The organism is Thermocatellispora tengchongensis, assembly GCF_014202315.1.
Taxonomy (GTDB): Bacteria; Actinomycetota; Actinomycetes; order Streptosporangiales; family Streptosporangiaceae; genus Thermocatellispora; species Thermocatellispora tengchongensis.
Genome location: NZ_JACHGN010000029.1, coordinates 82,490 through 96,719, shown reverse-complemented (window position 1 = coordinate 96,719; position 14,230 = coordinate 82,490). Strand labels below are relative to the sequence as shown.

General features: G+C 68.9%; 14 protein-coding genes. 10 read left to right on the top strand and 4 right to left on the bottom strand.

Features of this window, described 5'->3' with window-relative positions; genetic code table 11:
* Positions 1–67: 67 nt before the first annotated feature.
* The gene (locus tag HNP84_RS44890) at positions 68–1,678 is read right to left on the bottom strand and encodes a coiled-coil domain-containing protein (protein WP_185056221.1); all 1,611 of its coding nucleotides are present in this window, start codon (positions 1,676–1,678) and stop codon (positions 68–70) included.
* Between the two features lie 141 nt (positions 1,679–1,819).
* Positions 1,820–3,067 (bottom strand): THUMP-like domain-containing protein, encoded by a 1,248-nt coding sequence (locus HNP84_RS44885; protein ID WP_185056220.1) that lies wholly within the window; start codon positions 3,065–3,067, stop codon positions 1,820–1,822.
* 321 nt (positions 3,068–3,388) lie between these two features.
* Between HNP84_RS44885 and HNP84_RS44880 the strand changes: the two genes are divergently transcribed.
* From HNP84_RS44880 to HNP84_RS44835, 10 genes are all read left to right on the top strand, one after another.
* A complete protein-coding gene (locus HNP84_RS44880; protein ID WP_185056219.1) occupies positions 3,389–4,240 on the top strand; it encodes a hypothetical protein in 852 nt (283 codons plus the stop codon).
* A gap of 1,238 nt (positions 4,241–5,478) precedes the next feature.
* On the top strand, positions 5,479–5,751 hold the full coding sequence (locus HNP84_RS44875; protein WP_185056218.1) for a hypothetical protein: 273 nt from the start codon (positions 5,479–5,481) through the stop codon (positions 5,749–5,751).
* Between the two features lie 455 nt (positions 5,752–6,206).
* Positions 6,207–6,467 (top strand): hypothetical protein, encoded by a 261-nt coding sequence (locus tag HNP84_RS44870; RefSeq protein ID WP_185056217.1) that lies wholly within the window; start codon positions 6,207–6,209, stop codon positions 6,465–6,467.
* A 351-nt stretch (positions 6,468–6,818) separates the two neighbouring features.
* Positions 6,819–7,076, top strand: a complete 258-nt coding sequence (locus tag HNP84_RS44865) for a hypothetical protein (protein ID WP_185056216.1) — start codon at positions 6,819–6,821, stop codon at positions 7,074–7,076.
* A gap of 345 nt (positions 7,077–7,421) precedes the next feature.
* Complete coding sequence (locus tag HNP84_RS44860) at positions 7,422–7,673, top strand: hypothetical protein (RefSeq protein WP_185056215.1); 252 nt, start codon at positions 7,422–7,424, stop codon at positions 7,671–7,673.
* Positions 7,674–8,065: 392 nt separating this feature from the next.
* Positions 8,066–8,314 carry a hypothetical protein gene (locus HNP84_RS44855; protein ID WP_185056214.1) on the top strand — a complete coding sequence of 83 codons (249 nt, stop codon included), beginning with the start codon at positions 8,066–8,068 and terminating at the stop codon, positions 8,312–8,314.
* 360 nt (positions 8,315–8,674) lie between these two features.
* Positions 8,675–8,986: a co-chaperone GroES gene (gene groES, locus HNP84_RS44850; RefSeq protein ID WP_185056213.1), complete on the top strand. Its 312-nt coding sequence runs from the start codon at positions 8,675–8,677 to the stop codon at positions 8,984–8,986.
* Positions 8,987–9,087: 101 nt separating this feature from the next.
* On the top strand, positions 9,088–10,710 hold the full coding sequence (gene groL, locus HNP84_RS44845; RefSeq protein ID WP_185056212.1) for a chaperonin GroEL: 1,623 nt from the start codon (positions 9,088–9,090) through the stop codon (positions 10,708–10,710).
* Positions 10,711–11,156: 446 nt separating this feature from the next.
* Positions 11,157–11,783, top strand: coding sequence for a sigma-70 family RNA polymerase sigma factor (locus tag HNP84_RS44840; protein WP_185056299.1), 627 nt, complete (start codon positions 11,157–11,159; stop codon positions 11,781–11,783).
* Positions 11,780–12,133: a hypothetical protein gene (locus HNP84_RS44835; RefSeq protein WP_185056211.1), complete on the top strand. Its 354-nt coding sequence runs from the start codon at positions 11,780–11,782 to the stop codon at positions 12,131–12,133. The genes HNP84_RS44840 and HNP84_RS44835 overlap by 4 nt, the downstream gene beginning before the upstream one ends.
* Here the strand turns inward: HNP84_RS44835 and HNP84_RS44830 are convergent.
* Together HNP84_RS44830 and HNP84_RS44825 are read right to left on the bottom strand one after the other, a co-directional pair.
* The gene (locus HNP84_RS44830; RefSeq protein ID WP_185056210.1) at positions 12,094–12,468 is read right to left on the bottom strand and encodes a DUF5319 domain-containing protein; all 375 of its coding nucleotides are present in this window, start codon (positions 12,466–12,468) and stop codon (positions 12,094–12,096) included. The genes HNP84_RS44835 and HNP84_RS44830 overlap by 40 nt on opposite strands.
* An 83-nt stretch (positions 12,469–12,551) precedes the next feature.
* Positions 12,552–13,574, bottom strand: coding sequence for a helix-turn-helix transcriptional regulator (locus HNP84_RS44825; protein WP_185056209.1), 1,023 nt, complete (start codon positions 13,572–13,574; stop codon positions 12,552–12,554).
* Positions 13,575–14,230: the final 656 nt, after the last annotated feature.

The window sequence follows — 14,230 nt, the reverse complement described above, 5'->3', positions numbered from 1 at the left end:
GGTGTCGCCCGGCGAGCTGTCGTGACGCGGCCGGCCCGCGTTCCTTGCGCGTGCAAAGGACGCGGGGTCAGTCCTTGGAGGCGGGGCGGGAGGGGCGCAGCAGGGCCTCGGCCAGGGCGAGCATGGTCTCCTCCAGGGCGCTCAGGCGGCGGCTGATGTCGGCGTGGGCCGGATCGACGATCTCGCTGAGGGCCTTGGCGAGCTGCTCGCGGTCGGGGCGGTCGTGCACGGCCTCGGTGAGGGTGCGGGCGGCCTCGGCCAGGGCGTCGAAGCGCTTGACGTGGTCGTCGGTCTGGCTGGCGAGCAGCTCGCTCACCCGTTCGCGGATGTTCAGCGTGGCCGGGAGCTGGCCGACCCGCTGGTTGACGGCCTCCACCCGGTCATCGACCGCCTCCAGGTGCTCGGTCGCGGCCTCGGCCCGGGAGGAGAGGGCGGCGAGCTGGGCGTCGATCGTGTCGAAGCGGGCGTCGTGGCGGTCGCAGACCTCCACGACGCGGCCCTCCACGCCGCCGACCCGGGAGTCGAGCGCGGTGACCTGCTCGGCCACCGCGGTCAGACCGCCGTCGAGCGCCTGCAGGCGGGCGGCGGCCTGCTCGGTGCGGTCGTCGAGCCGGGCCAGGCGGGTCTGGGCGGCCTCGGCGGCGGACGCGGCCTGCGCGGACATCTCACGCATGCCGCTCTCGACCCGCCCGGTCACCTCGCCCAGGTCGCCCAGGCCGTCCTCGACCCGCCCGGACAGGGCGCTCAGACCGTTCTCGACCCGTCCGGACAGCGCGCTCAGACCGCTCTCGACCCGCCCGCTCAGCTCGCTCAGGCCGCTCTCGGTCCGTCCGGACAGCTCGCGCAGACCGGTCTCCATCCGGCCGGTCGCCTCGCCCAGGTCGCCCAGGCCCGTCTCCACCCGTCCGGACAGCTCGCGCAGATCGGTCTCCATCCGGCCGGACAGGTCGCGCACCGTGGCCTCGACGCCCCCGGCCAGGCCGCGCATGCCGGTCTCGACCTCGCCCGCCAGGTCGCGCATGCCGGTCTCGACCCGCCCGGACAGCTCGCGCAGGCCGGTCTCCACCTGCTCGGTGCGGGCGCTCAGGTCGGCCAGCGACTTGTCGAGCCGGGTGAAGCGGGTGGCCGCGGCCTCCATGCTGTTCTGCAGGCGGCCGAGGCGGCCGGCGAAGTCGCCCATGCCCTGGGAGATGGCCTGGGTGGTCTCTGCGACGGCCTGGAGCCGGGACAGGGCGTGTTCCATGGTCTCGCCGACCGTGCCGATGTCGGCCCACAGGCTGGGCAGCTCGGCGAGCGGCTTGACCTGCTCGCCGACCGCGCCCACCCGGTCGCCGACCATGCCGACCCGGTCGCCCACGGCGTCCACGTGGTCGCGCACGGCCTCGACGTGCTGGGCCAGCCCCTCGGCCCAGGACGGCGGGCGGCTGGCCAGGCCGTCGATTCGGCCGCTGACGGATTCGAGCATGCCGCCCAGGCCGCCAAGCTCGCGTTCGCGCAGCTCGCGCAGCAGCCACTCCATGCCCTCCAGCCGCTGCCTGATCTCGTCGAGCACGGCGCCCTGGGTGCGCTGCTCGTAGACGTGGTCCTGCGCGGCACGCGCGAGCAGCTCGCGCATGCGGTCGGAGATCGCGCCGTTGGGGCTCCCCGACTGGAGCAGGGTGTGGTTGGAGTGGTCCACCGGAAGCTCCTCGGCTGGCGGGGCGGCCGGACAGCAGGGGCCGCCCTCGGTGACGGATGGCGTCGTGGGTCAGCACTTTAGTGGGTGGGTACTCGGCATTACCGCGGTACTGAAAAAGGTGCTGATTGCCAGGGAATTGTCCTAATTGGCGGTGGCATTCGCGGGCACGACCGGGGCGCACAGCAGCGCGTACGGCTTGTCGTCGATCCGGGTGAGGACCACGACGAGCGATTCGTCGCCGGAAAGGCGCAGGTCGCGGCGCAGGCGTTCGATGTCCACGGCGGAGCCGCGCTTCTTGATGGTGACGGTGCCGACGTTGCGTTCGCGGAGCGCGGCTCGGAGCCTTTTCCCGGAAAAAGGCATCATCTCCAATATTTCATAGCAGGATGCCCATGGCGTGGATACGGGCTCATCTCCGGTTATGTAGGCGATGTGCGGGTCGAGCAGCCGCCCCCGTACGATGTCGGCCACCTCGGCCACCAGATGGGCGCGGATCGCGGCGCCGTCGGGCTCGTACAGATACCTGCCGGCCGGTCCCCGCTCGGCCTGCCGCGGCTCGCCGCCGCCCGTCAGAGTCACGCCGGAGGGCTGCAACGTGGCCCGGCGCAGGAACCCGCCGGTCCCCGCCTCGGGCGCGTGCTCCGGAACGGCGGCGCCCAGCCAGATCGCCGCCTCCTTCACCTCGCCCCGGTACGACACCCACTCGACCTCGGCGCCCTCGGGCACGAACTCGTACGGCAGCCCGGGGGCGGCCTTGACGCAGGCGGCCGGCGCCGCCGCCGCGATCTCCATCACCTCGGGCCAGGGGGGCGAGTAGGCCATGGGGTCGAACACCCGCCGCGCGGAGGTGCGCCGCGCCGGGTCGATGAAGACGGCGTCGTAGCGGCCCGGGTCGGCCTCCGCCGCGCCGGCCGTACGTACGGTGGCCGCGCCGGACAGGCCCAGCGCCTCGATGTTGGCGCGGGCGACGGCGGCGGTCAGCTCGTCGCGCTCGAACCCCTCCACCGCGCACCCGGCCGCGGCCAGCGCCAGCAGATCGCCTCCGATGCCGCAGCACAGGTCGGCCACGCGCCCTCGGCCCCCGGCTCCACTTGCGCCCGCGGCCCCGGCCAGCCTGCGGGCGCGGTGGGCGGCGACCTCGGCGCGGGTGGCCTGTTCCAGGCCGTCGGGGGTGAAGTACATGCGGGCGGCGGCGGCGCCGAACTTGACGGCCGCCCGCGCGCGCAACTGGGCCTGCGTCAGCGCCGCCGAGACCAGCTCGGCGGAGTGGTCACGGCGCAGCAGGCTCGCCGCAGTCACGGGGGTGTGCCTCGACGTGAGTTCCTCGGCCCGGGCCAACGCTAGCTGCCCGGGGGATGTCAGAAGCTCCAGAAATCCGTCAAGGTTCATGCCCTCGACGCTATCGCGGCAGTCGCTGTCACCATCCGGACGGCCCACGGGGCGGCCTCACGCGGGAGAGTAGCCGGACATAGCTCCCAAATCGGAAATTGGCGCTCTTTTGCTGGCAAGTGATGATTCTTCCCTGACGTCACGGCAGCGATGACGTAAACGCCCGGCAATGCCCCATGATCGGACAAACGCCGCGGCTGTTTATCAAGTCGGCGCGAGCGGTATTGATGACCCCGGAAGTAATTCGGCGGGCCGATGATCCGGAATGAATACCGCGATCATTCCCCGCCCGACCAGCATGAGCTGTGGAGTCATATAACCATGATTAAGAAGCTGGCAGTCGCCGGCGCGGTTTCCGCCGTTCTCGGCGTCGCCTGCGCCGCCCAGGCCTATGCCGAACCGAAGCCCGAGCCCAAGAAGCACGCGAGTGCTCCGGACAAGACTTACCACGTCCACTTCTGCGGCGCCACGAACGACAGCACTCCCGCCTTCGTGGGCCTGGAGTTCGAGGGCATCCTCAAGCCGAAGGACGGCGACAAGCAGGACAACAAGTGCGTTACCGTCGTCTACAATGAGGACTCCTTCAACAAGGAGTCCTTCAACAAGGAGTCGTTCAACAAGGACTCGCTGAACAAGCACTCCTTCAACAAGAAGTCCTACAACGACGACATTGACGCGTACAACACCGACAAGTCGCACAACAAGTCCTCGCTGAACGACGACGCCTACAACAAGGACGCCTACAACGAGGACTCCTACTACGACGACGCCTACAACAAGAAGTCCTTCCACAAGGACGAGTCGAAGAAGGGCAACAAGAACTCGTACTACAAGGACGCGTACAACACGCAGTCCTACAACGAGGACAACAAGCTCTCCTTCAACGAGGAGTCGCTGAACAAGGACAGCAAGGAGTCGTTCAACGACGACAACAAGCTGTCCTTCAACGAGGAGTCCCTCAACAAGGGCAACAAGGAGTCCTGGAACGAGGAGTCCTACAACAAGGACAACGAGGAGTCCTGGAACAAGGACAACAAGGAGTCCTGGAACGAGGAGTCCTGGAACAAGGACAACGACAAGTCCTGGAACGAGCACGGCGACAAGTCCCGGGACAAGCACGACGACAAGTCCTGGGACAAGCACGACGACAAGTCCCGGAACTACGCCGACTGACCGGAGTTCGAGGAAGGACCGGTGCGGCGGCGCCGGTCCTTCCGGCCGGTGGCAGGGGCGAAGGCGCATGTGCGGTCCTCGCCGCACATTACGGCGGTACGCGTTCTTCGCCCCCCTCCCCGGCCTCGCACACCGCCCCGAACCGCCATTCCGCCCTCACCTGTGCACGGGACACCCGGCCACCCGGCGACGCACATCCCGTGGGCTTTTCCCCGGGGGCCTCAGCCCGCGGCGGCCGATGGCCGATCATCGCACCGTTTCCACTTCATCCCGCCTGATCGGGGGAGGGACCGGGCCGAGAACGGGATCGGCGAGGGCCGTGCCCAATCGCCCGATCGCCGATCGCCGGATCACCTGCCGGTGCCGCCAACCGTCCCACCCATGGGGGGCCGGTCGGCGAGAGACCACCATCGAGAGTCGTGCGACACGGGCACGGGGTTCCCATCGCCTGGTCCTGCGGTCGGTGGGGATGCGCGCGTCGGGCGTGGCGTGGGCGCGGGGTTCGTGTGGCGTGGTCGTGTGGTCGGTGGGGATGCGGGCGTCGGGCGTGGCGTGGGCGCGGGGTTCGTGTGGCGTGGTCGTGTGGTCGGTGGGGACGCACGCGCCGCGCCGGCGCCGGCACAGGGTTGCCGTCGTGTGGACCGGCGACGGCACAGGGTTGCCGTCGCGTGGACCGGCGCCGGCGGGGGACGCACGCGTCCGGCATCGCGGCTCCCCCGAACCAGGACGCCCTGTCCTCTCGGCTCCGGGCCCGCCCGCCGCTACGCGGCACGCTCATCTCCCTCCGCGGTAGGCCCCGCCATTGTCCGGGCGCTCCCTGACCGGGCCCCATCCGGGTCGCGCCACCGGGGACGTCCCGTCGCCGCTTTCTCCCGCTGACCGGTCGGCGGAGGGGAGAGGGCTCACTCCGCAGCCATTTCATCGAATCCGCATATTCGTCTTTTTGGTCGCCGCGACGTCAGTCGCGGCTTTTTGTGTTTAGGGGTGGTTCGACGATTTACAACCCTCCATGGGATGGTTTATCCCCCCGGGAGATTCGGCGACTCCGTGTCCGGTTTGCCCTTGTATGCCTGCTCCAAATGTCGTATTCGAGAGCCATTGTCCGCCCCTCCCGCTATTGGTTTTTCTTTACGGCTATTCGCTTGCTAATGTCGGGATGCGCGGTGTCTACTAGGAATAGCCCAGACTTCATCGGGTGTGGGCTGTCACCATCGAAGACGAAACAGCAGGAGATAGAGATGCTTAAGAAGGTCCTCGCCGTCGGCGCGGTGGTTGCGGGATTCTCCGGTCTGGTCCTGGCCGGCCCGGCGCAGGCGGGCGGGCGCGACCCGTGGCCGAGCAACACCAACCAGACCAACAGCTCGGTGATCGGCGACTCGGCCAACGTCTGTGGTAACTCGCTCATCGACTACGTCGCCGTCAACGTCCTGACGCTTTCGCCGTCGACTGGCAACAGCGACAAGGACACCGACTGCGGCAACAAGGTCACCCAGAACAACGACAACGACTGAGCTCGGACGGCGAAACCTTCGCGACGCTGTGGGTGCGCGCGGGTGTGACGGGTCTCCACGGTCAGGGCGGGGACGATGCGACCGCCCCGACCGTGGTCGGCCTTCGCCCGTGAGCACGCGAGGCGGTGCCGGGAAAGGTTCGCTCGCGTCCGTGGATCGGCGGTGAGCCGTTCGGCCGCCGTAGACGGCCCCGCCGACCGATGGGCGCCGTGGCGAAAGCCGCGGCGCCCCTCCTTTTTTGGGGATTATGCGGGGCGTGATTGACGGTCCCTTTCCCGGCGAACCGGGTTGGGGGGAAATCCCCTTTTGGGTGCTCCGTGCACACCATTGGGCCTTTATTTACGGTGTCGTACGGCGGTGTCTCCTTGCGATTCGAGCCCGGCCTGGGTCTACTGGGTTTCTGCTCGGCCTTCAGGTGGTTCGAGCCGAATCCTCAATCGCATCGGGAGTTTTCAATGCTCAAGAAGCTCGTGCTGGGCGGTGCCGCGGTCTCGGCGTTCGCCGGTCTGGGCCTTGTCACTCCGGCCCTGGCGGACACGCCCTGGCCGGGGAACGAGAACAACATCAACGTCTCCAAGCAGTCTGACAACGTGACCGTCTGTGGCAACAAGGCCATCGGCGACATCACCGTCGTCCTCCTCAACCTCAACCCGGTCACGAGCGCCGACCGCGAGCCGGTGGACTGCAGCATCAAGGCCGTGCAGAACAACAACTGACAGCACCACCATGGGGACCCTTCCGGCGGCTATGTCGGCCGGACTGTACGGCCGGCGCCGTCGAGAGGGTCGCCGGAGGGTGTGGGAATCGCCTGAGAATTCGGAATCATAGCCCGAAAGGGGTTATGTCGAATTTGGGGGGATAGCAGGCAAGGGGCGGACATCTGCGGCGACAGTCGCGGTGTCCGCCCTTTCGCATGCTGGGATCGGGACCGTGCAGAGGCTTGATGATTCTTTACGTTATGCCACGCGCTGTCGCCTTGCTATGCGCAACCCCGGCTGGGTCTACTTACTTTCTGCCCGGCCATCGGGTGGTTCGGGCGGAAAATCTGATTCGATCAGGAGATTGATATGCTCAAGAAGTTCGTGCTGGGAGGTGTCGCGATGGCGGCGTTCGCCGGTGTGGGCCTGGCCGCTCCGGCCCTCGCGGACGCGCCCCCGCCGAGGAACGAGAACGACGTCAACGTCGCCGAGCAGTCGGGCAACGTCATCGTCTGTGGCAACCACGCCATCGGCGACATCGTGGTCACCCTGCTCAACCTCGCTCCCGTCACCACCGCCAGCCGCCAGCCGGTGGACTGCAGCATCACGGTGCACCAGCGGAACTGAGTCCGCTGCCCGCCGGGGCGGGCGTCGGCTTGCGCACGGATGGGCCTCTTTCGGGGGAAGCGTCCGGCAATTGCCGGAACAATAGGCGAAGTGGGCATCGCGGCGAAAAGGTCGCGGTGCCCACTTCTTCTATGTTGCCCGAATTGATGGGGTCATTTCGCCTGGCGATCCGGTTCGCGGCTCTCTTGGAGTGTCAAAAACAAGTTACAACGCATAGACGTTATTTTACAGCTACGGGTGCATCGTCGCTTGATATTCGTTTCTCGACTCGGTCTACTGTCTATCGGCTCGGCTTCAACTGGGTTCGGGCCCGATTTTCACACCGAGATCGATCAGGAGATAGCCATGCTCAAGAAACTCGTGCTCGGCGGGGCCGCCCTGGCCGCCTTCGCGGGCCTGGGTCTCACCACTCCCGCGCAGGCCGACGCGCCGTGGCCGGGTGGGGGCGACGTCAACGTCTCGGAGCAGTCGGGGAACACCATCGTCTGCGGCAACCAGGCCATCGGTGACATCCTCATCCTCCTCGTCCCGCTCACCCCGGTGACTCAGGCGGACCGCGACGGCGTGGACTGCGGCGTCCGCGTCATCCAGAACTAGCCGGCCGGCCGCCTGCCCGCTCGCCCGGAGCGGGCAGGCCGGTCACCGGAGGCCGTGGGAATTCGGGCGGTGACGACCGGGGCGAGGAGCCTTTTCACGGGTTCCGCGCCGCCTCGACCGCGAGGCGGAAGGACCGGTGGCGGGAAAAGGCCGCGACGCCCGTTTCACGGTACGTCTCCGTCCCGGCGGGGAGCGTGACCCGCGGTCTTTCGATTTCCGACAGCAGTCGCCGGGGCCGGGTGGCGCGGCCCCGAAGACGCGTCACTTCCAGAAGCAAACGGGCGAGCCATTGATTCGATGCTCGCCGGATGGATCGGTCTGCTGCCTGCCGGAAACGGCGTTCAGGTGGTTCGGGCTGATTCTCGAACCGAGATCGATCGGGGAGACTGATTATGCTCAAGAAGCTCGTACTCGGCGGAGTCGCGGCGGCGGCGTTCGCCGGCTTCGCGTTCGCCGGGCCGGCCCAGGCCGCGGCCCCCTGGCCGCCCCGCGACGTGGACGTCGCGGAGCAGTCCGGCAACGTGATCGTCTGCGGCAACCACGCGATCGGCGACGTCCTGGTGACGCTCATCCCGCTCGCCCCGATATCCATCGTGCACCGCGACCCGGTGGACTGCAGCATCAGCGCGCGGCAGAACTAACGACCAGCGGCGCCACAAGGGGTGTCATCCGGCGGGCGCGCGCCCGTGATCGGCGGGGACGCCCTTGGCACGAGGGCCGGTGCAGTATGCGCCGGCCCTCGTCGGCGTCTCCGGGCAGGGGGCATCGGCCCCGCGCGCGTGGATCCGGGCCGTTCGCCGGATTCCCCTCAGGGCGTACCGGACCAGTGCTGACCTGCGGGCGGTTCGTGTTGACGACTCGCGCACCCTTGCATACTGTTTCGTGTTGGCACTCTCCCATCGAGAGTGCCAACAGCGACGAGGCAGGTCTGACACCCGCGACGGCAGGCCGCTGGTCGCCTCTTCAGCTCTACATCACAAATCTGAAGGGGAGGTCCGATCGTGACGACCGCCACCAAGGTTCCCGTTAAGCCGCTTGGCGACCGCATCGTGGTTCAGCCGCTGGAGGCGGAGCAGACGACCGCGTCCGGTCTGGTGATCCCGGACACCGCCAAGGAGAAGCCCCAGGAGGGCAAGGTCCTCGCCGTGGGGCCGGGCAACTGGGACGAGGACGGCGAGAAGCGCATTCCGCTCGACGTCGCCGAGGGGGACATCGTTCTCTACAGCAAGTACGGCGGCACCGAGGTGAAGTACGGCGGCGAGGAGTACCTCGTGCTCTCCGCCCGTGACGTGCTCGCCATCATCGAGAAGTAAGCACCCCACCAGCGGGACTTACCAAGCAGATGACGTATCGGGCCCCGGGCGCTTCAGGTGAAGTCCCGGGGCTTTGATGCGCTCAAGGAGGAGTGCCTTTCATGCCGAAGATCCTGGAGTTCGAGGAGGACGCGAGGCGCGCGCTGGAGCGCGGCGTCAACGCCCTCGCCGACGCAGTGAAGGTGACCATCGGCCCGCGCGGGCGCAACGTGGTCATCGACAAGAAGTTCGGTGCCCCGACCATCACGAACGACGGCGTCACCATCGCCCGTGAGGTCGAGCTGGAGGAGCCGTACGAGAACCTCGGCGCCCAGCTCGCCAAGGAAGTGGCCACCAAGACCAACGACGTCGCGGGCGACGGCACCACCACCGCGACCGTGCTCGCCCAGGCGATGGTCCGCGAGGGCCTGCGCAACGTCGCCGCCGGCGCGCAGCCGCTGGCGCTCAAGCGCGGCATCGACCTCGCCGCCAAGGCCGTCAGCGACAAGCTCCTTGAGACCGCCCGCGCGGTCGAGGACAAGAAGGAGATCGCCAACGTCGCCACCATCTCGGCGCAGGACGCGAAGATCGGCGAGCTGATCGCCGAGGCGTTCGACCGGGTGGGCAAGGACGGCGTGATCACCGTCGAAGAGTCCAACGCCATGGGCCTGGAGCTGGAGTTCACCGAGGGTCTCCAGTTCGACAAGGGCTACCTGTCGCCGTACATGGTGACCGACCAGGAGCGGATGGAGGCCGTCCTGGAGGACGCCTACATCCTCCTGCACCAGGGCAAGATCTCCTCCATCGCGGACTTCCTGCCGCTGCTGGAGAAGGTCGCCGCCACCAAGAAGCCGCTGTTCGTGGTCGCCGAGGACGTCGAGGGCGAGGCCCTGGCGGTGCTCGTCACCAACAAGATCCGCGGCACCTTCACCTCCGTCGCCGTCAAGGCCCCCGGCTTCGGCGACCGCCGCAAGGCGATGCTGCAGGACATGGCCATCCTCACCGGCGGCCAGGTCGTCAGCGAGGAGGTCGGCCTCAAGCTGGAGCACGTCGGCCTGGAGGTGCTGGGCACCGCCCGCCGGGTCGTCGTCACCAAGGACGACTCGACGATCGTCGACGGCGCCGGCGACGCCAAGGCCATCGAGGACCGAGTCCGCGAGATCAAGCTCGCCATCGAGCAGAGCGACTCCGACTGGGACCGCGAGAAGCTGCAGGAGCGCCTGGCCAAGCTGTCGGGCGGCGTGTGCGTGCTCCGCGTGGGCGCGGCCACCGAGGTCGAGCTCAAGGAGAAGAAGCACCGCCTTGAGGACGCGATCTCCGCGACCCGCGCCGCGATCGAGGAGGGCATCGTCTCCGGCGGTGGCTCCGCGCTCGTGCACGTGTCCAAGGAGCTCGACGACCTCGGCCTGAGCGGCGACGAGGCCACCGGCGTCTCCATCGTGCGCCGCGCGCTCGTCGAGCCGGCCCGCTGGATCGCCGAGAACGCCGGCCTTGAGGGCTACGTCGTGACCGCCAAGGTCTCCGAGCTGCCCGCGGGCCACGGCCTCAACGCCGCGACCGGCGAGTACGGCGACCTGCTCGGCCAGGGCGTCATCGACCCGGTCAAGGTCACCCGCTCGGCGGTGCAGAACGCCGCGTCCATCGCCGGCATGCTGCTCACCACCGAGGCCCTGGTCGTGGACAAGCCCGAGGAGGAGGCCCCCGCGGCCGGCGGCGCCGGTCACGGTCACGGCCACGGTCACTGACCGCCCCTCGCGCCCTGACGCACGGCGTCACGGCGGACCTCGCGCGTACGGCCCGTGTCCCCTCCCCCGAGAGGACGCGGGCCGTTCGCGTGTCCAGGGCGCTTCCGCCCGCCCCCACGGCGCCCCGCCGCGCTCCTGAGCCCTGTAGTGCCCCGCCGCGGCTCTGCAGCGCCCGGCCGGGGCCTGTGGCGCCCCGCCGCGCCGGGTCGTACGCTGAGGGCGGCCTCGGGAGCCGGGCGGAGGAACCGGAGATTTGCCGTAAACCTGGACAGGGCCCAAAGCGTCGCGGACCCATGACAATAAGCGGCAAATTACGTAATGCCATGAAATATTTCACACGGCATAATCCTTAGAGTTGCCATTCGATTACCCCCCGTTATCGTCCCCTCAATGTGACCAATCCGTAGCCGTTCGCTATGACGACAGGCTCGATCAGTGCGGGCATCATGCCTAACGTGACCGAGGGACGCGTCGCCGACGCCATAGGTGGGGTAAGGCTTGCGACGAGATCGGATGAGTCCGACCTCAGGGAACTGACGAGCCTGGCCGTTCAGGGAGATCGCCGTGCGATCGAAAGTCTGCTCGGGCAGTTGCGCCCGATGGTGGTGCGTTATTGCCGCGCCCGACTAGGCCGAGTTTCGGGTCAGTATCACATTGCCGATGACGTGGCGCAGGAAGTGTGCATAGCCGTCCTGTCGGCGCTGCCGCGCTATCGCGACATGGGCAGGCCCTTCGCGTCCTTCGTGTTCGGGATCGCCTCGCACAAGGTCGCCGACGCCCTGCGCAGCTCCGTACGCTCCGCCGTGCCCACCCAGGACCTCCCCGACGGGCCCGACGAGGGCCCCGGCCCGGAGGAGACCGTGGTGCGCTACATCGAGGCCGAGCACGCGCGCAGGCTGCTGTCGCGGCTGCCCGACAACCAGCGGGAGCTGATCATTCTCCGGGTGGTGTCGGGATTGTCGGCCGAGGAGACCGGTAATGTACTGGGCATGTCACCAGGTGCTGTTCGAGTGGCCCAGCACAGGGCGCTGGCCAGGCTGCGCGCGATGGCCGAGCTGGAGTCGATAGCTTGACCGACGTCGGGCCCGAGGGGCCGGCGCGAAGACGCGTGCGAGGGTGGGAGCCGGAGCACGACGGCTCAGGGCTGGACGGTCCCGGGCTGGATCGTTCCGGGCAGGACGGTCCCGGGCTGGATTGTCCTGGGCTGGATCGTCCCGGGCTGGATGGTCCCGGGCTCGATGACCCCTCGCTGGTGCTCGTCACCGATGCGATCGTCGAGGCGCTGGCGCGCCGTGAGGGTGTGCCGGGCGACGCGGGCGACCCGGCCGTACGCCTGCTCGCCGCGCTGATCGACGACGTGGACGACAGGCGCGACGACGCCGGTCAGCGGCGCTCTTCGGTGTCGATGACCCCATCGACGTAGCCGCGGGCGTACTCCCAGCTCACGTAGTTGGCCGGGTCGGGCTGGAACGCGGGCTCGTGCACCTGCGGCTGGCCGTTGTCGATCATCTGGCGGAGGTTGCCCCGCAGCAGTTCCCAGTCGAAGTAGTGCTGTTCGCCGCATTCAGGGCAGTCGAGCACAAGCCCGAGCACTCCCTGCGGCTCCAGCAGGGAGCGGAACACCTCGACGTCGGCGAGGTCGGTGATGGCCTCGTCACGCTCGGCCGGGGTCAGCGGCTCGCTGTCGTCGAGCCGGCCCAGGGCCTCCGCCGGGTCTTCTGGATCGTCCGCGAACGGGTCGCGGGGCAGATCTTCCACACATCCCACCTTGTCAACGACTATGGGGACAGAGCCTATAGGGTGCTCCCCGCTCGCGCTCGGTGGGCGGCGCCATGACGAGACTACGGTTTGCCGTCGTCGAGCCAGCCGCGCCGCGCGGCCTCCACACCGGCGTGGAAGCGTGACTGCGCACCGAGGTCGGCCATCGCCTCGGCGAACCGCGCGCGCACCGTACGCACGGAGACGCCCAGGTGCCGGGCTATGGTCTCGTCCGGCAGGCCCTGCGCCGCCAGCCGGAGCACCTGGATCGCGCCGTCGGCGGCCTCGGCCCACGGCAGCGGCTCGGCCCGCGCCCAAAGTTCGCCGAACAACGACCTGAGCACGCCCACGACGATCGGCGCGCGCACGTAGTAGTAGTTGTAGGCGTTCTCGGGCAGATTGCCGCCCCACTGCGCCGGCAGCCCGGCCGCGTCCTGGCCCGCGGTGAAGAACCAGCTCGGCACCCGGTCCAGGGTGCGCACCCGCGCGCCCGCCTCGGTGAGCATCCGCAGCTTCTCGCGCAGCCCGCTCACGGTGAGCGAGCCGACGGGCAGCAGCGCGCGCAGCGACAGCAGGCCGTGGCGGTGGGCGTCGATCCACTGGTCGGCGTACTTGCGGGCGAAGTCGGCCACCGTGCGCTGGTCGGGAATGGCGGTGAGCAGTTCGAGCGGGGGAGCGTTGACCGCCATGCCGACCACGCTCTCGTACAGCTCGTCGGCGCCGCTGACCAGCTCGACCGGGAACGGGCCGCGCCGGTAGTCGTGGCCGGCGTCGTAGTCGCGCATCAGGGTGCGGATCGAGCCGAGCGCGGAGTCGATGCGCCGGCTCTCCTCCGCCAGCCGGTCGAGCCGCTCGGCGATCAGCCGCCCCAGCGCCCCGGCCGGATGGCGGGCGAAGTACTCCCCGGACTGCTGGTCCACCACGCCCAGCCGGACCAGCGCGGCGAGCTGGTGGCCGAGCGGCTCCTCGGGCCGGTCCACGGCCTCGGCCAGCTCCGCGAGGGAGGCGCGGTGCAGCCGGAGCAGCGCGGTGTAGAGCGTCGTCTGCGCGGGAGTGAGGCCCAGGCTTTCCAGCGAATCCGGCACAGTGTGGGAGTCATTGCGCATCGGCGGGGGCTCCTGAGATGACATGACGTGTCGCGAGAATAACTCGGGAGGCCGTGATTGTCCGGGCCTTGCCGTGACTCGCCGGTCCTGAATGCAACTTCGTGCAATTGCACGTTCTCACATTGCGGCCGGACAACGGGTGACGCACGCTTGACACAGCGTCGGCATCGCTCATGACCCGCCCGCACGCCGCCAGGAGACGGAGGGGGATCCGGTGGCGCGGACGCCGTCATGGTGCCGATGGCCGGGGGATCGGACGGAATCACCGACCGTCCGATCCCCCGGCTTTTGCGCGTGGGCCCGCGGAGGCGCGGACGGCGGTTCGTGGGGATCGTCGCCCCCGGGCCGCGGGCCCACCCCTTCGGCCGCTCACCCACCTCCCCGAAGAGGCATTCGCCCGTCTCCCCGGGGGGCGTTCGCCCGTCTCCCCGGGGGGCGTTCGCCCGCCTCCCGAAGGGGCGTTCGCTCACCTCCCCGGAGGGGCGTTCACCCACCTCCCCGGAAGGGGTGTTCGCCCGCCTCCCCGCGGTGGCGTTCGCCACCTCCCCGGGGGCGTTCGCCCATGTCGCGGGCGGCCATCGATGTGGGGGCACTAAACTTGCACAGGGGGCCGATGCCTTTCCCCACCAACAAGCGCGCCGCGGCAGAGGGGTTCC

What these genes read in the sequence shown, in the direction of transcription:
- HNP84_RS44885 (WP_185056220.1), bottom strand. Translation starts at nt 3,067, where the DNA reads ATGAACCTTGACGGATTTCTGGAGCTTCTGACATCCCCCGGGCAGCTA.
- HNP84_RS44880 (WP_185056219.1), top strand. Translation starts at nt 3,389, where the DNA reads ATGATTAAGAAGCTGGCAGTCGCCGGCGCGGTTTCCGCCGTTCTCGGC.
- HNP84_RS44875 (WP_185056218.1), top strand. Translation starts at nt 5,479, where the DNA reads ATGCTTAAGAAGGTCCTCGCCGTCGGCGCGGTGGTTGCGGGATTCTCC.
- HNP84_RS44870 (WP_185056217.1), top strand. Translation starts at nt 6,207, where the DNA reads ATGCTCAAGAAGCTCGTGCTGGGCGGTGCCGCGGTCTCGGCGTTCGCC.
- HNP84_RS44865 (WP_185056216.1), top strand. Translation starts at nt 6,819, where the DNA reads ATGCTCAAGAAGTTCGTGCTGGGAGGTGTCGCGATGGCGGCGTTCGCC.
- HNP84_RS44860 (WP_185056215.1), top strand. Translation starts at nt 7,422, where the DNA reads ATGCTCAAGAAACTCGTGCTCGGCGGGGCCGCCCTGGCCGCCTTCGCG.
- HNP84_RS44855 (WP_185056214.1), top strand. Translation starts at nt 8,066, where the DNA reads ATGCTCAAGAAGCTCGTACTCGGCGGAGTCGCGGCGGCGGCGTTCGCC.
- groL (WP_185056212.1), top strand. Translation starts at nt 9,088, where the DNA reads ATGCCGAAGATCCTGGAGTTCGAGGAGGACGCGAGGCGCGCGCTGGAG.
- HNP84_RS44840 (WP_185056299.1), top strand. Translation starts at nt 11,157, where the DNA reads ATGCCTAACGTGACCGAGGGACGCGTCGCCGACGCCATAGGTGGGGTA.
- HNP84_RS44825 (WP_185056209.1), bottom strand. Translation starts at nt 13,574, where the DNA reads ATGCGCAATGACTCCCACACTGTGCCGGATTCGCTGGAAAGCCTGGGC.